This is a genomic window from Pseudomonas sp. AOB-7 (assembly GCF_003696305.1).
Lineage (GTDB): Bacteria > Pseudomonadota > Gammaproteobacteria > Pseudomonadales > Pseudomonadaceae > Aquipseudomonas.
Genome location: NZ_RFFK01000011.1, coordinates 1 through 17,146, shown reverse-complemented (window position 1 = coordinate 17,146; position 17,146 = coordinate 1). Strand labels below are relative to the sequence as shown.

The 17,146-nt window shown below is 65.6% G+C and carries 11 protein-coding genes; 6 read left to right on the top strand and 5 right to left on the bottom strand.

Annotated features, from left to right (window positions below):
- Window positions 1–161: 161 nt before the first annotated feature.
- The 3 genes from EA796_RS18180 to glnA form a co-directional block, all read right to left on the bottom strand.
- Window positions 162–779 carry a DUF4124 domain-containing protein gene (locus EA796_RS18180; protein ID WP_122109625.1) on the bottom strand — a complete coding sequence of 206 codons (618 nt, stop codon included), beginning with the start codon at window positions 777–779 and terminating at the stop codon, window positions 162–164.
- A 3-nt stretch (window positions 780–782) separates the two neighbouring features.
- Window positions 783–1,349, bottom strand: coding sequence for a DUF4124 domain-containing protein (locus EA796_RS18175; protein ID WP_122109624.1), 567 nt, complete (start codon window positions 1,347–1,349; stop codon window positions 783–785).
- Between the two features lie 239 nt (window positions 1,350–1,588).
- Window positions 1,589–2,995 (bottom strand): glutamate--ammonia ligase, encoded by a 1,407-nt coding sequence (gene glnA / locus EA796_RS18170; RefSeq protein ID WP_122109623.1) that lies wholly within the window; start codon window positions 2,993–2,995, stop codon window positions 1,589–1,591.
- A gap of 329 nt (window positions 2,996–3,324) precedes the next feature.
- Here glnA and thiI point away from each other — a divergent pair, with 329 nt between their 5' ends.
- Window positions 3,325–4,779 (top strand): tRNA uracil 4-sulfurtransferase ThiI, encoded by a 1,455-nt coding sequence (gene thiI / locus EA796_RS18165; protein WP_122109622.1) that lies wholly within the window; start codon window positions 3,325–3,327, stop codon window positions 4,777–4,779.
- A gap of 129 nt (window positions 4,780–4,908) precedes the next feature.
- A complete protein-coding gene (typA, locus tag EA796_RS18160) occupies window positions 4,909–6,732 on the top strand; it encodes a translational GTPase TypA (RefSeq protein ID WP_021443786.1) in 1,824 nt (607 codons plus the stop codon).
- Window positions 6,733–7,082: 350 nt separating this feature from the next.
- On the opposite strand, the gene gbcA is transcribed toward typA, so the two are convergent.
- A complete protein-coding gene (gbcA, locus tag EA796_RS18155) occupies window positions 7,083–8,372 on the bottom strand; it encodes a glycine-betaine demethylase subunit GbcA (RefSeq protein ID WP_021443787.1) in 1,290 nt (429 codons plus the stop codon).
- 324 nt (window positions 8,373–8,696) lie between these two features.
- Between gbcA and gbcB the strand changes: the two genes are divergently transcribed.
- Together gbcB and EA796_RS18140 are read left to right on the top strand one after the other, a co-directional pair.
- Window positions 8,697–9,800, top strand: coding sequence for a glycine-betaine demethylase subunit GbcB (gbcB, locus tag EA796_RS18145; protein ID WP_122109621.1), 1,104 nt, complete (start codon window positions 8,697–8,699; stop codon window positions 9,798–9,800).
- A gap of 260 nt (window positions 9,801–10,060) precedes the next feature.
- Window positions 10,061–14,284: an autotransporter-associated beta strand repeat-containing protein gene (locus EA796_RS18140; protein ID WP_147459061.1), complete on the top strand. Its 4,224-nt coding sequence runs from the start codon at window positions 10,061–10,063 to the stop codon at window positions 14,282–14,284.
- 103 nt (window positions 14,285–14,387) lie between these two features.
- Here the strand turns inward: EA796_RS18140 and EA796_RS18135 are convergent, their stop codons facing one another.
- Complete coding sequence (locus EA796_RS18135) at window positions 14,388–15,428, bottom strand: low specificity L-threonine aldolase (protein ID WP_122109619.1); 1,041 nt, start codon at window positions 15,426–15,428, stop codon at window positions 14,388–14,390.
- A 230-nt stretch (window positions 15,429–15,658) separates the two neighbouring features.
- Here EA796_RS18135 and EA796_RS18130 point away from each other — a divergent pair, with 230 nt between their 5' ends.
- Together EA796_RS18130 and EA796_RS18125 are read left to right on the top strand one after the other, a co-directional pair.
- Complete coding sequence (locus tag EA796_RS18130; protein WP_122109618.1) at window positions 15,659–15,958, top strand: hypothetical protein; 300 nt, start codon at window positions 15,659–15,661, stop codon at window positions 15,956–15,958.
- A gap of 805 nt (window positions 15,959–16,763) precedes the next feature.
- Window positions 16,764–17,146, top strand: a 383-nt coding sequence (locus EA796_RS18125) for a serine dehydratase beta chain (RefSeq protein ID WP_305956003.1), incomplete at its 3' end; no start/stop codon positions are given.

Genomic DNA, 17,146 nt, shown 5'->3' with positions numbered 1-17,146 from the left:
AAAATGCAAGAAGCAAACCAAAGCCCCGAAAAGACGCATGTTCTCTGCGCCCTGGCGGGTTTTCGCGGGGTTGCGGCGCAGCGGGGCGGGCAATTACGACCCAAAATGGGGACAGCTTAGGAGGTGGTGCGCGCCATTGCACCACAGAGGTGCAATGGCGTTCAGAGGAAGGGCAGGATGCTGACTTCTTCCTTGGGCTTGTCCTTCAGCGGGCACTCGGGGCGCACGCCGTAGTCGTCCTTCTGGCAGGGGTTGACCTTGCGCTTCTGTGCCAGCGACATGCGGTGCATGTGGAAGGGCTGGGGCGGGGTGCGCTCCACGGTCAGGCCGGCGGCGTCGATGATCTCCACGGCCAGCAGGTGGGTGCCGCGGTCGACGTGCTGCAGCGGAAACACCGGGCTGCGGCTCGGTTCGCCCTGCACCTGGCCGTCGAGCAGCAGGCGGTAGCTGTGCCCGGGCAGCAGGCCGGGTTCGCTGGTGGCGGTGACGATCAGGTCGCCCGAGGCGTTGTGCACCGAGGCGTCCGGCTCGGGCACCAGGATGCGCAGCAGCTGGTAGTGGATGGCCATCGTGCTCACCGCGGCGGGGGCCGCGGGCGCCGCTGCGCTGCCGGGCTGGCTGAGCTGCACGCTGTTGGAGGGGGCGAGGATCACCGGCTGCGCGCTGCTGCTGCGCGGCTTGTCGGTGAACACCCGGTTACCCTCGGCGTCGATGTAGGTGTAGACCTGCGCCAGGGCGCCCTGGGCGATCAGTAGCAGGCAGAGAAGCAGTGGACGCATGGGTCAGTTCGCCGGTTTCGGAGTGGGTTTGGGCGGTGGGGGTGGCGGCCGCAGCGCTGGGCTGCTGGTGTTGACCCGCTGTACGGTGAAGGTGACGCTGGCGCTCTGCTGGATCGCCCGATCGCCGCTGAGCACCTCGACTGCCAGGCTGTGTTCGCCGCGGTCGACGTTGACCAGTTGCAGGCGCGGCACGTTGCTCGCCTGGCCGTGCGGCTGGCCGTCCAGCAGCAGGCGCAGACGGTGGCCGGCGGCCAGGCGCGGCTGGATGTCGACGCCGACGCTGAAGGTGCCGTTGTTGGCGCGCATGGCCTCGTCGTCGGGGATGTCGGTCAGGCTCAGCACCGAGTAGGGCGCCTCGGCCTGCGCGGTCGGTTCGCTGCTGACGGCCGGCGCGCTGGGCACCTGCATTTCCACCGTGTTGGTCGGCGGCAGGCTGACGCTCTCGGCGGCGGTGCCGTCCGGCGGCTGGTTGGTGAACACCGTGTTGCCGTTGGCATCGGTGTACTTGTAGATCTGCGCGGCGGCCGGCAGGGCCAGGCCGAGCAGCAGGCAAGCGAGCAACGGGCGCATGGGCCATTTCCTCCCTGGGTGATGCGGCTAAGCCTTGCACCGGCAAGGCGCCCTGGCAAGTGCCTCGCTGTGGCGTTGTGATGCATAAGATGAAAGCGGGGCAGGGTGCGCCGGGGGCACCGAGGATCCGAAAACGGGGGCGGGTATTTTGGTGTGCACGGTGCAGGCGCAAAAAAGCCCCGCCAGGCAGGGCCGGGCGGGGCTTTCGAGTGCGCCGCACAGGGCGGCGCGAGTCTGGCTTAGACGCTGTAGTACAGGTCGTATTCCAGCGGGTGCACGAAGGTGCGCACCTTGATTTCTTCTTCGCTCTTCAGCTCGATATAGGCATCGATGAAGTCGTCGGAGAACACGCCGCCCTTGGTCAGGAACGCGCGGCCCTTGTCCAGCTCTTCCAGGGCTTCCTTCAGGCTGCCGCACACCTGCGGGATCAGCTTGCCTTCTTCCGGCGGCAGATCGTACAGGTTCTTGTCGGCGGCATCGCCGGGGTGGATCTTGTTCTGGATGCCGTCCAGGCCGGCCATCAGCAGCGCGGCGAAGCACAGGTAGGGGTTGGCCGCCGGGTCCGGGAAGCGCGCTTCGATGCGGCGGGCTTTCGGGCTGGATACGTAAGGAATACGGATCGAGGCGGAGCGGTTACGGGCCGAGTAGGCCAGCATGACCGGAGCTTCGAAGCCCGGAACCAGACGCTTGTAGGAGTTGGTCGACGGGTTGGTGAAGCCGTTCAGGGCCTTACCGTGCTTGATGATGCCGCCGATGAAGTACAGGGCGGTCTCGGACAGACCGGCATAGCCTTCGCCAGCGAAGGTGTTCTTGCCGTCCTTGGAGATCGACATGTGCACGTGCATGCCCGAGCCGTTGTCGCCGTACAGCGGCTTCGGCATGAAGGTTGCGGTCTTGCCGTAGGCGTCGGCGACGTTGTGCACGCAGTACTTCAGGGTCTGAACTTCGTCAGCCTTGGCGACCAGGGTGTTGAACTTCACGCCGATTTCGTTCTGACCGGCAGTGGCCACTTCGTGGTGGTGCACTTCGACGACCAGGCCCATTTCTTCCATGGCGTTGCACATGGCAGTACGGATTTCGTGGTCGTGGTCGCACGGCGGAACCGGGAAGTAACCGCCCTTGACGGCCGGGCGGTGGCCCTTGTTGCCGCCTTCGACGTCCTGGTCGGTCATCCAGGAGCCTTGCTCGGAGTAGATCTTGAACATCGAGCCGGAGATGTCGGATTTGAACTTCACTTCGTCGAAGATGAAGAACTCGGGCTCCGGGCCGACGAACACGGTGTCGCCGATGCCGGTGGTCTTGAGGAATTCCTCGGCGCGCTTGGCGATCGAACGCGGGTCGCGATCGTAGCCTTGCATGGTGCTCGGCTCGATGATGTCGCAGACCAGGATCAGGGTCGGCTCTTCGGTGAAGGGGTCGAGCACGGCGGTGTCGTCGACCGGCATCAGGATCATGTCGGAGGCTTCGATGCCTTTCCAGCCATGAATGGAGGAGCCGTCGAACATCTTGCCGTGTTCGAAGAAATCGTCGTCCAGGGCGTCGCGAGCCGGCATGGTCACGTGGTGCTGCTTGCCCTTGGTATCGGTGAAGCGCAGGTCTACCCACTTCACGTCGTGTTCTTTGATCAGTTGAACAGCCTTAGACATGTTGTCCTCCAGGTGGAAAAGGCTCGCTTCGTGGAGCCCCGATATGTGCGGTGAAGCCCGGCGGGATAGTCCTCCAGGGCAACCTGCCTCACAAGGGAGCAAATTGCATGCCAGTGCCCCGGAATGGACGGAGGCCCGAAAACTCAGGCGCTGCGCGGCCTGCATGGGGCATGCGCAGAAATATTTGCACCATTTGAGGGCTACAAAATATCGCAATGTTCTATTTTGGTGCGCTTGGTGAGGTATGCAGTATTTTTGGTCAAAGCTTGAGCAATTTCCGCTATAATCCGCGCCCCTGTTTTTCCGTCGCCCCAGCAGGCGCCCAATTCATGAAGCTGATCGTCAAAGTTTTCCCGGAAATCACCATCAAGAGCCGCCCGGTGCGCAAGCAGTTCATCCGCCAGTTGGGGAAGAACATCCGCACCGTGCTGCGCGACCTCGACCCCGAGTTGAAGGTCACCGGTGTGTGGGACAACCTGGAGGTCGAGACCGACCTGGACGATCCGCGCCTGCTGGCCGAGATGACCGAGCGCCTGCGCTGCACGCCGGGCATCGGCCTGTTCCTCGAGGTCAACGAGTACCCGCTGGGCGATCTGGACGACATCACCGAGCACTGCAAGCGCCACTACGCCGACCAGCTGCCGGGCAAGATCTTCGCCGTGCGCTGCAAGCGCGGCGGCAAGCACGCCTTCAGCTCCATCGACGTCGAGCGCCACGTCGGCTCGCGCCTGCGCCAGGAGTGCAATGCGGCTGGCATCGACCTGAAGAGGCCGGAAGTCGAAGTGCGCATGGAGATTCGCGACCAGCGTCTGTTCGTCGTCCATCACCGCCACGAAGGCCTCGGCGGCTACCCGCTGGGCTCGCTGGAGCAGACCCTGGTGCTGATGAGCGGCGGCTTCGACTCCACCGTGGCGGCCTACCAGATGATGCGCCGCGGCCTGGTCAGCCACTTCTGCTTCTTCAACCTCGGCGGTCGCGCCCACGAGCTGGGCGTGATGGAAGTGGCCCACTACCTGTGGCAGAAGTTCGGCCGTTCGCAGCGCGTGCTGTTTATCAGCGTGCCGTTCGAGGAAGTGGTCGGCGAGATCCTCGGCAAGGTCGACAACAGCCAGATGGGCGTGATCCTCAAGCGCATGATGCTGCGCGCCGCCACCCGCATGGCCGAGCGCCTGGAGATCGAGGCGCTGGTCACCGGCGAGGCGATCAGCCAGGTCTCCAGCCAGACCCTGACCAACCTGGCGGTGATCGACGCGGCCACCGACATGCTGGTGATGCGCCCGCTGATCGCCAGCCACAAGCAGGACATCATCGACACCGCCACGCGCATCGGCACTGCCGAGTTCGCCAAGCACATGCCCGAGTATTGCGGGGTGATTTCGGTCAACCCGACCACCAAGGCCCGCGGTTATCGCATCGAGCGCGAAGAAGCGCAGTTCGACATGGCCATCCTCGAGCGTGCCCTGGAGCGCGCTACCCTGCTGCCCATCGACCGGGTGATCGACGAGCTGGGCAAGGACGTGCAGGTCGAGGAGGTGCGCGAGGCGCTGGCCGGGCAGATCGTCATCGATATCCGCCACCCCGATGTCGCCGAGGACGAGCCGCTCGAGCTGCCCGGCATCGAGGTGCAGGCGCTGCCGTTCTACGCGCTGAACAACAAGTTCAAGGAACTGGATGAGAACCGCCAGTACCTGCTGTATTGCGACAAGGGCGTGATGAGCCGCCTGCATGCCCACCACCTGCTGAGCGAGGGGCATGCCAATGTGCGCGTTTATCGTCCGGCATAAGACGCCCGGGCTGAACGGCGGCAGTATCCGCCACCGCCCTCCCGACCGCTCTGTCTGCTGATCCCGTTTTCTTCATATTCGTCGTCCACACTGGGCGACACACCGCATCCTCTGATCGAGATACACACAGTGATCGAAAATCTGCGCAACATCGCCATCATCGCCCACGTCGACCATGGCAAAACCACCCTCGTCGACGCCCTGCTGCGTCAGTCCGGCACCCTGGAACGCAACGAGCTCAACGACGAGCGCGTGATGGACAGCAACGACCAGGAAAAAGAGCGCGGTATCACCATTCTGGCCAAGAACACCGCCATCAAGTGGAACGACTACCGCATCAACATCGTCGACACCCCCGGCCACGCCGACTTCGGCGGCGAAGTCGAGCGCGTGATGTCGATGGTCGACTCGGTGCTGCTGGTGGTCGACGCCCAGGACGGCCCGATGCCGCAAACCCGCTTCGTGACCAAGAAGGCCTTCGAGGCCGGTCTCAAGCCGATCGTCGTGATCAACAAGATCGACCGTCCGGGCGCGCGTCCGGATTGGGTCATGGACCAGATCTTCGACCTGTTCGACAACCTCGGCGCCACCGATGAGCAGCTCGACTTCCAGGTCGTCTACGCCAGCGCCCTGAACGGCATCGCCGGTCTCGACCACACCGCCATGGCCGAAGACCTGACCCCGCTGTACCAGGCCATCGTCGACCACGTCCCGGCGCCGAACGTCGACCTCGACGGCCCGTTCCAGATGCAGATCTCCGCGCTGGACTACAACAGCTTCCTCGGCATCATCGGCGTTGGCCGTATTGCCCGTGGCAAGATCAAGCCGAACACCCCGGTGACCGCCATCGACGTCGACGGCAAGAAGCGTAACGGCCGTATCCTCAAGCTGATGGGCCACCACGGCCTGCACCGCGTGGACGTCGAAGAAGCCACCGCCGGTGACATCGTCTGCGTCAGCGGCATGGATCAGCTGTTCATCTCCGACACCCTGTGCGACATCAACCACGTCGAAGCGATGAAGCCGCTGACCGTCGACGAGCCGACCGTCTCCATGACCTTCCAGGTCAACGACTCGCCGTTCTGCGGCAAGGAAGGCAAGTTCGTCACCAGCCGCAACATCAAGGAGCGTCTGGACAAGGAGCTGCTGTACAACGTGGCCCTGCGCGTCGAAGAAGGCGACAGCGCCGACAAGTTCAAGGTCTCCGGCCGTGGCGAGCTGCACCTCTCGGTGCTGATCGAAACCATGCGCCGCGAAGGCTTCGAAATGGGCGTTGGCCGTCCGGAAGTGATCATCCGCGAAGTCAACGGCGTCAAGCAGGAGCCGTTCGAGAACGTCACCATCGACATCCCTGAAGAATCCCAGGGCAAGGTCATGGAAGAAATGGGCCTGCGTAAGGGCGACCTGACCAACATGTCGCCGGACGGCAAAGGTCGCGTGCGTCTGGAATACAACATCCCGGCGCGCGGTCTGATCGGCTTCCGTAACCAGTTCCTGACCCTGACCAACGGCGCGGGCATCCTGACCTCGATCTTCGACCGTTATGACACCGTCAAGCCGGGCAGCATGTCTGGCCGTCAGAACGGCGTCCTGGTGTCGATCGATACCGGCAAGGCGCTGACCTACTCCCTGGAAACCCTGCAGGCGCGCGGCAAGCTGTTCGTCGAGCACGGCCAGGAAATTTACAACGGTCAGATCGTCGGTCTGAACAGCCGCGACAACGACCTGGGCGTCAACCCCACCAAGGGCAAGAAGCTCGACAACATGCGCGCTTCGGGCAAGGACGAAACCATTGCCCTGGTGCCGCCGGTGCGCTTCACCCTGGAACAGGCCCTGGAATTCATCCAGGACGACGAGCTGTGCGAAGTGACGCCGAAGTCGATCCGTCTGCGCAAGAAGATCCTCGACGAAGGCGAGCGCACCCGCGCTGCCAAGAAAGCCAACAAGGCCTGACGCATAGCGGCTAGCCTCGAGCGGTAAATAAAAAGCCCCGCCAGAGCGATCTGGCGGGGCTTTTTGTTGGGGGCACCGTTAGTCGTTGGGCCCCTGTCGGAGCGGCTGCGGCCGCGAAGCTCCTGCGCGGCCTTGGTCTCCCGCTCTTCCTGTTTTGTAGGGGGCAGGGATTCTCGCGACTAAATCGGTTCGCCGCGCGCCGCTCCTAGGGTTGGGTGTGGCGCCGCCAATAGAAAACCCCGGCATCCGCCAGGATGCCGGGGCCTGCAGGCTGAATCAGCCGCGCCGTGGACGACAGGCCAGCAGCCCGTAGGCCGCCAAGCCGATCACCAGCAGCAGGCTCAGCGTCATCACTCGCCGGCCACCTGGCGCAACTGCGCGGGGGCTTCGCCGAGGTTGTTGAGCATGCGCTCGCTGTACCAGTCGATGAAGTTGACCACGCCGAACTCGTAGGTCTTCGAGTAGGGGCCGGGCTGGTAGGCGGTGGAGTTGATGCCGCGCTGGTTTTCCTCGCCGAGGCGACGGTCCTGGTCGTTGGTGGCGTCCCACACCTGGCGCAGGCGCTCGACGTCGTAGTCGACGCCTTCCACCGCGTCCTTGTGCACCAGCCACTTGGTGATCACCACCGTTTCCTGGGCGCTGATCGGCCACACGGTGAAGTTGATCAGGTGGTCGCCCATGCAGTGGTTCCACGAATGGGGCAGGTGGAGGATGCGCATGGAGCCCAGGTCCGGGTTCTTGATCCGCCCCATCAGCTTCTTGCAGCCCTGCTTGCCGTCCATGGTCATGGACACGGTGCCCTTGAGCAGCGGCATGCGTACGATGCGGTTACGCAGGCCGAAGCCGGCATGCGCGTAGGGAATCTTCTCCGCGTCCCAGGCGGCGGCGCATTCGGCGACGTGATCCTTGAATTCCTGGGTCGCGCGGGGGTCGTTGGTGTCGTCCCACTCCAGCAGGGTGTTGAGCAGCTCCGGGTGCGAGCCGTTGCAGTGGTAGCACTCGCGGTTGTTCTCGATCACCAGCTTCCAGTTGGCTTTCTCCTTCATGGTGCTCTGCACCGCGACCTTGGTGTTCTCCATGTCGTACGGCTCCATGTAGTGAGCCAGGGTGGCGAGGAACTCGTCGATCGCCGGCGGGTTTTCCGCCAGGCTGATGAAGATGAAGCCACCGGCGCTCTTGCAGTGCACCGGCTTGAGGCTGTAGTCCTTGAGGTCGAAGTCGGCGCCCATCTCGGTGCCGGCGAACAGCAGGCGGCCGTCCAGCTCGTAGGTCCACTGGTGGTAGGGGCAGACCAGCTTGGCCACCTTGCCCTTGTCGCTCACGCACAGGCGCGAGCCGCGGTGGCGGCAGACGTTGTGGAAGGCATGGATCTGCCCCTCGGCGCCGCGGACCACGAGAATCGGGTTGTCGCCGAGCTGCAGGGTGAGGAAGTTGCCCTTGGCCGGGATTTCGCAGGTCATGCCGGCGATCAACCACTCCTTGTGGAAGATCTCCTGCATGTCGATCTGGAACAGCCGCTCGTCGTTGTAGAAGGGTTGCGGCAGCGAAAAGGTGCGCTCGCGCTCGCGCAGCATGCCGGCGGTGGCCTTGCGTGCGGGCTCCAGCGGGTCGCCCAGGCTCAGGGTGTGGGTGCAGTCCATCGGTGACTCCTCATGGCTGGCGCGGGGGCGGCAGCCGCAAAAGTGGCTGATACGGTGGTGACGCAAGGCGTTGTGGCGGCTGCTGCGAGCGGTTCGGCGGCCGCGCGTTGTCGGGTTTGCTCTGAGGCTGAGTGTGGATTCGCCGCGCCGCGAAACCTTATCCATGGGCGACATGGCCGAATGCGTTTCCGACGCGCCAGGCCCCGTGCCAAGCGGCAGGTCGCGATGAGCATGCCGATGTCGCTGGCAGATAAATGAGGGCCCGCGGCGTTTCGCACAATCGATGCCATATAGGCCGATGTCCGGCCGCGTGGAGAGCCGTTCATGACCACCAACGCCTTCCTCAACCCGGTTACCACCCAGACCTGGAGCAACGGCCGCCACCTGGTGCGTTGCGTCAAGGTGATCCAGGAAACCTGGGACGTGCGCACCTTCTGTTTCATGGCCGATCAGCCGGTACTGTTCTTCTTCAAGCCGGGACAGTTCGTCACCCTCGAACTGGAGATCGAGGGTGCGCCGATCATGCGCTCCTACACCATCTCCAGCTCGCCGTCGGTGCCCTACAGCTTCTCCATCACCGTCAAGCGGGTGCCGGGCGGCAAGGTGTCGAACTGGCTGCACGACAACCTCAACGAGGGCGACCAACTGCCGGTGCACGGCCCGGTGGGGCTGTTCAACGCCATCGATTTCCCCTCCGACAAGGTGCTGCTGCTGTCCGGCGGCGTCGGCATCACCCCGGTGATGTCGATGGCGCGCTGGTTCTTCGACACCAACGGTGCGGTGGACATGTGCTTCGTGCACAGCGCGCGCACGCCCAAGGACATCATCTACCACCGCGAATTGCGCCACATGGCCTCGCGCATCAACAACTTCAAGCTGCACCTAATCTGCGAGAAGTACGAGATCGGCGAAACCTGGTCCGGCTACCGCGGCTACCTCAACCAGAAGATGCTGGAGCTGATCGCCCCTGACTTCATGGAGCGTGAGGTGTTCTGCTGCGGCCCGACGCCCTATATGAGTGCGGTCAAGCGCCTGCTCGAGGCCAACGGCTTCGACATGCGTCGTTACCACGAGGAATCCTTCGGCGCGACGCCGCCCGAGGCCAAGGCCGATGCCCTGGAGCACGCCGCCGAGGCCGCCGACGCGCCGGAGATACCGGCGGCCGACCTCAACCAGGTGGAGTTCGTCAGCACCGGCAAGAGCATCCGCGTCGCCCCCGGCGAAACCGTGCACGCCGCCGCCGCCAAGCTCGGCCTGCACATCCCCAAGGCGTGCGGCATGGGCATCTGCGGCACCTGCAAGGTGATGAAGACCGCCGGCGAGGTGGACATGGAGCACAACGGCGGGATCACCGACGAGGACGTTGCCGAAGGCTACATCCTGTCCTGCTGCAGCGTGCCCAAGGGTGACGTGGTGATCGATTATTGAGTCGCCTCCCGCGTCTCCAGCGGCCATCGGCTCGCCGGTAGGCAGACGCGCCCGCCAGAGCGCTCGGATTTCCGTGTTCCGAGCGCCCCAGTTTGCTGGCGGTTGGCCAGGGTTTGGCTAGTCTTGCTGCAACTGTCAGGACGTTACCAACCGTGCGCCGGCCGCCGTGCCCGCGCACGAGTCTGGTTGCAGTTCGCTCCTGAGAACCCGGCTCACCCTGCGTGAGCCATTTGCCCGATTTGGCAAGGGGAGGAGCGGCAATGGATTCCGTTACGCCAGGACGCGTTGCGCGTCGCGCTTTGCTTGTAGTCGCGGCGCTGGCCTCGGCGACAGCCTGGGCCCTGGATTTCACCGGCAATGACACGGCCTCGGGCACGCTCGACAGCGGCGCTCTGGAGCAGGACATCAACTTTCGCGACAGCAGCAGCGCCGGCAGCGCCAGCATCAGCAACCCCAGCGACAGTTTCGCCACCTTTTTCCTCGACGACAGCAACGCCGGCTCCGCCAGCATCAGCAACAGCGATGGCGGCCTGACCATCTTCGACGGGCGCAGCAGCGCCGCCAACTCGACCATCGACGGCGATGTGCAGTTTCTCGGCCAGAGCACGGCTGGCAACGCCAGACTCAGCGTCGGATTCGGCAGCATCCTGTTCGCCGGCCAGAGCAGCGCCGGCGACGCCGAGATCCGAGTGATCGGTGCCAACAGCGTGGCGGTCTTCGCCGAGCGCAGCACCGCAGGCAATGCCCGCCTGATCAGCGAGAGCGGCGGCTTCTTCTCCTTCACTGGCGGTGGGCCGAACGACGACGGCATTCTCTCGGCCGGTTCCATCGAAGGCGATGGCGTCTTCGATCTGGGCTCGGTACGACTCGGCGTCGGCGGCAACAACCTGTCCACCGAGGTGTCGGGCTCGATCATGGGTGGCGTGGACTCGGCGCTGATCAAGCGCGGCAGCGGGGTGCTGACGCTCAGTGGCTTCAACTCCAGCTTCACCGGCGAGCTGATCGTCGAGCAGGGGCTGGTCAACTTCGGCGACCCCAGCAGCCTGGGCAGCGGCTCGCTGACGCTCAACGGCGGCGGCTTGCAGTGGGCGGTGGACAACGGCTTCGACATCTCCGATCGGCTCGCGCCACTGGGGCCCAATGGCGGGGTGTTCGATACCAATGGCAACGATGTACTGCTGAGTAGCGCCATCGTTGGCAGTGGCTCGCTGACTAAAACCGGCGCGGGCCTGCTCGACCTGCTGGGGCCGGCCAGCTACAGCGGCGCCACCATCGTCCAGGCCGGCACCCTGCGTCAGGGCAGCAGTGGGGGCTTCGTGCAGAACGGCGCCTATGTCATCGATGGCGGCGCGCTCGACCTCAACAGTGTCGGCCTGAGCATGGGGTCGCTGTCCGGCAGCGGCGGTCAGGTGTTGCTGGGTAGCGCCGATCTGGTGGTTGATCAGGCCCTCGATACCAGCTACGCGGGCGCTATCAGCGGCAGCGGCGGCCTATCCAAGCTGGGGGCAGGACTGTTGCTGCTCGAGGGCGAGAACGACTACAGCGGCCTCACCCAGGTGAGCGACGGCACGCTGCGTCAGGGCGGTGCGGGGGCCTTCGTCGCCGGCGGCAGCTACCTGGTCAGTGGCGGCGTGCTCGATCTCAACGGCTTCGATCTGAGCATGGGCTCGCTGTCCGGCAGCGGCGGCGAGGTGGCACTGGGCGGCGCCGACCTGACCCTGGTGCAGACGTCGGACAGCAGTTTTTCCGGCGTGATCAGCGGCAGCGGCGGCCTGATCAAGCAGGGCGATGGGCTGTTGCTGCTATCCGGCGCCAACAGTTACAGCGGCACCACCCGGATCGACGGCGGTACCTTGCGCCAGGGCGCGGCCGGCGCCTTGGCCGGAGGCGACTACGCCATCAACGCCGGGGTACTCGACCTCAATGGCTTCGACCTGGACATGGGCTCGCTGTCCGGCAGCGGCGGCGAAGTGGCGCTGGGCGCCGCCAACCTGGGCATCGATCAGACGGTGGACGGCACCTTCTCCGGGGTGATCGGCGGCAGCGGCGGATTGCGCAAGTCTGGCGACGGGACGCTGGTGCTGGCCGGCGCCAACAGCTATGGCGGCGTAACCCAGGTCACCGGTGGCACGCTGCGCCAGGGCAGTGCCGGCGCATTCGTCGATGGCGGGGTCTATGTGGTCGAGTTCGGCGTCCTCGATCTCAACGGTTTCGACCTGAGCATGAGCGCGCTGACCGGTGGCGGAGGCGAAGTGGCGCTGGGTTCCGCAGACCTGACCCTGGCCATGGAGTCGAGCGGCAACTTTTCCGGTTCGATCAGCGGCAGCGGCAGCCTGATCAAGCAGGGCGACGGCTTGTTGATGTTGTCTGGCGACAGCAGTTACAGCGGCGCCACGAAACTGCGCGGCGGCACCCTGCTGCAGGGCAGTCCCGGGGCATTCGTCTCGGGTGGCGACTACGTCATCGATGGCGGCGTGCTCGACCTCAACGACTTCGCCCTGAGCATGGGCTCGCTGTCCGGCAACGGCGGCGAGGTGGCGCTGGGCAGCGCCGACCTGACCCTGGTGCAGGCCGTCGACGGCAGCTTCCTCGGCGTCATCAGCGGCAGCGGCGGCCTGATCAAGCAGGGCGGCGGGACGTTGACGCTGTCCGGCAACAACAGCTACAGCGGTGTTACGCGGGTGGAGGCTGGCACCTTGCGCCAGGATTCGGCCGGCGGCCTGGTGTCCGGTGGGGCCTATGAGCTGGGCGGCGGAGTGCTGGATCTCGGCGGTTTCGACCTGAGCATGAGTGCACTGGCGGGCGCCGGCGGGCAGGTGGCGCTGAGTGGTGCGACGCTGACGGTCGATCAGGCGAGCGATACCAGCTTCGCCGGCGCCATCCTCGGTTCGGGTGCCTTCGTCAAGGATGGCCCCGGTACGCTCGACCTCGGCGGCAGCCACGGCATCGCGGGCATCACCGAAGTCCGCGGCGGCACCCTGGTTGTTAACGGCTCGCTGCTTTCCGCTATCCAGGTGCAGAGCGGTGGCACCCTGGGTGGTGCCGGCAGCGTCGGTAACGTACAGATCAACAGCGGTGGCACTCTGGCGCCGGGCAACTCCATCGGCACGCTGAACGTCGCCGGTGACCTGATCTTCAGCCCCGGCTCGGTCTACCAGGTGGAGACCGATGCCGCCGGCAATGCCGATCAGGTGATGGTCAGCGGCCTGGCCAGCCTGGCCGGCACCGTGCAGGTGCTGGCGGAAAACGGCACCTACGCGCCGGCCACCAGCTACGGCATCCTCAGCGCCGGGCAGTTGAGCGGCCAGTTCGACAGCGTCAGCTCCAACCTGGCCTTTCTCGACCCCAGCCTGAGCTACGCCGGCAACGCCGTGACCCTGACCCTGACGCGCAACGACACCAGCTTCTCCAGCCTGGCGCGTACCCCCAACCAGGTGGCTTTCGCTCAAGCGGCCGAGAGCCTGGACGAAGACAACGAGGTCTACCGCACCCTGCTCGACCTGGGCGAGGACGAGGTAGCCGACACCTTCAACAAGCTGTCCGGCGACGCCCATGCCAGCATCGCCTCGGCGGTGATGTTCGACGACCTCAACCTGTCGCGTGCGCCGCTGGGCAACCTGCGCCGCAACCTCGCCTCGCCCGAGCGCGCGCTGCCCTACTGGGTGCAGGTGGGCGGCGGGCGCCAGCGCATCGACGACGACGGCAACGCCGGCGAGATCATCCAGGATCACGAGAGCATGCTGTTCGGTGGCGACTGGCCGGTATACGGCGACTGGCGCCTGGGTGGCGCCTTCGGCTACGGCCAGGAGCAGCTGGATGTCGATTCGCGTGACGCCAAGGCCGACTCCGACAGCTACCGCTACGCGCTGTACGGCGGCCGCGATGTCGAACTGTCGCGCGGTACGCTCAAGCTGTTCGGCGGCGGCGGCTACAGCCAGCACCAGATCGACAGCCAGCGCGACGTGCGCCTGATCGACGGCCCGGAGCGCCTGACCCGCCAGTACGACGTCAACACCGCGCAGGGCTTCGGCGAGCTGGCCTGGCACCTGAAGTTCGACGAGCCGGCCTATGTCGAGCCCTTCGTCGGCCTGCTGCTGATCGACCAGCGCAGCGACAGCTTCAGCGAGCAGGGCGGGGCCGCCGCACTGTCTGCGGACAGCCAGCGCAACGAGCTGCTCAGCACCAGCCTCGGTGTGCGCGGCCAGCAGCTGTTCCAGCTGGCCGAGCGCGATCTGCTGCTCAACGGCTCGTTCACCTGGCGGCAGATCAACGGCGACCTGCGCCCGGAACTGGACCTGCAACTGGAGGGCGGCGACAAGTTTCGCGTGTTGGGTACCGAGTTGCCGCGCAACAGCTTCCTGGTCGAGCTCAACCTCGACTACTCGATCACCCCGAACATCGTCCTCGACGTCGATTACAACGGCGTGTTCAGCGACAGCAGCGAAGCCAACAATATCGCCTTCAACCTGCGCTGGAAGATGTAGGCCGGTGCGCCGCGGCCGCTCCGCAGGGGCGCCGCGCGTACCGGCCTTACTGGCGTCGCGCCGCGGCGCCAGCCTTAAGCGCCCAGGTGGAGGGGGCCTGCACTCAGGCGCTCATCACCTCGCGGATATCGGCCGCCAGCTGGCGCACCCGCGCCTCGTCGGTGTCCCAGCTGCACATGAAGCGCGCGCCGCCGGCGCCGATGAAGGTGTAGAAGCGCCAGCCGCGGGCGGTGAGGGCGGCGAGCGCCGGTTCCGACAGTTGCAGGAACACGCCGTTGGCCTCAACCGGGAACATCAGGCTGACGCCGGGCACGTCTTCGACCTGCGCGGCCAGCAACTGGGCGCAGCGGTTGGCGTGGCCGGCGTAGCGCAGCCAGGCGTCGTCCTGCAGGATGCCGACCCAGGGCGCCGACAGGTAACGCATCTTCGAGGCCAGCTGGCCGGCCTGCTTGCAGCGGTAGTCGAAGTCCTCGGCCAGGGCCTTGTTGAAGAACAGGATGGCCTCGCCCACCGCCATGCCGTTCTTGGTGCCGCCGAAGCACAGCACGTCGACGCCGGCCTTCCAGGTCAGCTCGGCCGGGCTGCAGCCGAGGGAGGCGCAGGCGTTGGAGAAGCGCGCGCCGTCCATGTGCAGGTTCAGCCCCAGCTCCTTACAGGTCTGGCTGATCGCGCGGACTTCTTCCGGTCGGTACACGGTGCCGACCTCGGTGGCCTGGGTCAGGGTCACCACGCGCGGCTTGGGGTAGTGAATATCCTGGCGCTTGAGCGCCACTTCGCGGATCGCCGCGGGCGTCAGCTTGCCGTTCTCGGTGCGCGCCAGCAGCAGCTTGGAACCGTTGGAGAAGAATTCCGGGGCGCCGCATTCGTCGGTCTCGACGTGGGCGGTCTCCGAGCAGATCACGCTGTGGTAGCTCTGGCACAGCGAGGCCAGGGCCAGGGAGTTGGCTGCGGTGCCGTTGAAGGCGAAGAACACCTCGCAGTCGGTCTCGAACAGGCGGCGGAAGTGGTCGGCGGCGCGCGCCGTCCATTCGTCGTCGCCATAGGCGCGCTGGTGGCCCTGGTTGGCCTCGGCCATGGCGGCCCAGGCCTCGGGGCAGATGCCGGAATAGTTGTCGCTGGCAAATTGCTGGGCGTTGTCGGGCATGGGGCGTTCCTTCTCGAGCGGGGCCGGCAGGGAGCACCGGCGGATGGCGCTACTTTACTCCGCGCGGGCCCTGGCCTGGGCCCGCCAGGGCGACAACTTGTTGTGTTCATGCGTACTGCAGGGTCGCTATCCGGACCACCGTTCGACCATTCGGCGGAACTCATGGCGACGCCGAGGGTTCACAACCCCAGGGCGGCGGTTTGCCGCCTGTCATCGAAAAGGAGTGCCTTATGAACCATCGCCACCTGCTCGCCTTCGCCCTGCCGCTGGCCGTTGCCCTGCCGTTGTCCGCGGCCGAGTGGACGGCACAGGCGAAAACCGAATTCGTCCAGCACTGCATCAACGGCGCGCCGGCCGGCTACGAGCAGCCGCAGCTGCAGGCCTATTGCGACTGCGCCGCCGACAAGGTCAGTCGGGAGTTCAGCGAGGCCGAAGTGCAGGCGATCAGTCGCCAGTCGCCGCCCGATGCGGCGCTGCAGCAGCGTCTGGTCGAAGCCACCGGCAGCTGCGCCGGCAAGCTCAAGCCCTAGATCAATGCCCTAAGCCAAAGCGCACGGCTGGCGATACCCTGCGGGGTGGCCTGGTGCGCTGACGGTGGTGCGGCGTTATTGGCCCTGGAGGAGCCGGCGTGCCGGCGAGCCTGTGCCGCGGTTGCCGGCAGGAGCCAGGCATCCCCGCGGCTGCTCCAGGTTCTGCCGCTTGATTGAGCAAATAACGCGCGCCCGGGCCCAGGCCCCGCAGGGCCTGGCCTGGCGCCGCCTGCCCACAGGCTGTGCACAGAACGGCGCACAGCATTTGTGCACAAGCATCTTCTATCTAATTGATTCTGATCGATTTTTGCTCGATTGCCGGAAGGCCTTGCGCGGCCTGGGCTGCAGCCTGGGCCGAACAGCCTATGCACAGTTTGCTCCACAGCATCTGTGCATAGTCCACCGCGCCGCAGCCTGGCGCCGGCTGTCGCGGGTGGATAAGTCGCCGCGCCACCGCGCCTGGCTGTTTCTCGGCCAGCCGCGGCAAGTCCAGTGCCGGCAGGGGCTGGCGCCGACTGATCACAGCTTATGCACAGCCTGGTGCACAGTATCTGTGCATGGTCGGATCTATTAACTGCTTGATATCGTTCAATAAATACACGATTCACGGCAGGCCTTGATGGGCCTGGCCCGGCGGCTTCTGCGCACGGCTTATCCACAGCTTGATCCACCCATCCTGTGCATAGCGGCAGGGGGGGCGACTCTGAACACTTTCGCGTCGAAGTTGAGCAAATTTGCTGCCTAGCGACATCGGACAATCTGCCGCACTGCGCCCCGTGGCGCATCCGAGCTAAGGAGTCCTCTCGTGGCCATCAGCGTATTCGACCTGTTCAAGATCGGCATCGGGCCGTCCAGCTCGCACACCGTGGGGCCGATGCGCGCCGCCGCGCTGTTCGTCGAGGCGTTGCGCGAGCGCCAGCTGCTGGCGCGGGTGCGGCGTATCGAGGTGCGCCTGTATGGCTCGCTGTCGGCCACCGGCGTCGGCCACGGCAGCGACCGTGCGGTGATCATGGGCCTGATGGGCGAGTGGCCGGATCGCATCGACCCGGCGCAGATCGCCCCGCGCATCGCCACGCTGCTCGAGCGCGGCGAGCTGCTGCTCGACGGCCGCCTGCCGATCGCCTTCGACTGGGGGCGCGACATGCGCCTGCTGGAGGAGAACCTGCCCTACCACCCCAACGCCATGAC

Bases quoted from the DNA above. Each gene is read 5' to 3' on its own strand.
- EA796_RS18135 (WP_122109619.1), bottom strand. From the start codon at position 15,428: ATGCCCGACAACGCCCAGCAATTTGCCAGCGACAACTATTCCGGCATC.
- EA796_RS18180 (WP_122109625.1), bottom strand. From the start codon at position 779: ATGCGTCCACTGCTTCTCTGCCTGCTACTGATCGCCCAGGGCGCCCTG.
- thiI (WP_122109622.1), top strand. From the start codon at position 3,325: ATGAAGCTGATCGTCAAAGTTTTCCCGGAAATCACCATCAAGAGCCGC.
- EA796_RS18130 (WP_122109618.1), top strand. From the start codon at position 15,659: ATGAACCATCGCCACCTGCTCGCCTTCGCCCTGCCGCTGGCCGTTGCC.
- EA796_RS18175 (WP_122109624.1), bottom strand. From the start codon at position 1,349: ATGCGCCCGTTGCTCGCTTGCCTGCTGCTCGGCCTGGCCCTGCCGGCC.
- glnA (WP_122109623.1), bottom strand. From the start codon at position 2,995: ATGTCTAAGGCTGTTCAACTGATCAAAGAACACGACGTGAAGTGGGTA.
- EA796_RS18140 (WP_147459061.1), top strand. From the start codon at position 10,061: ATGGATTCCGTTACGCCAGGACGCGTTGCGCGTCGCGCTTTGCTTGTA.
- gbcA (WP_021443787.1), bottom strand. From the start codon at position 8,372: ATGGACTGCACCCACACCCTGAGCCTGGGCGACCCGCTGGAGCCCGCA.
- gbcB (WP_122109621.1), top strand. From the start codon at position 8,697: ATGACCACCAACGCCTTCCTCAACCCGGTTACCACCCAGACCTGGAGC.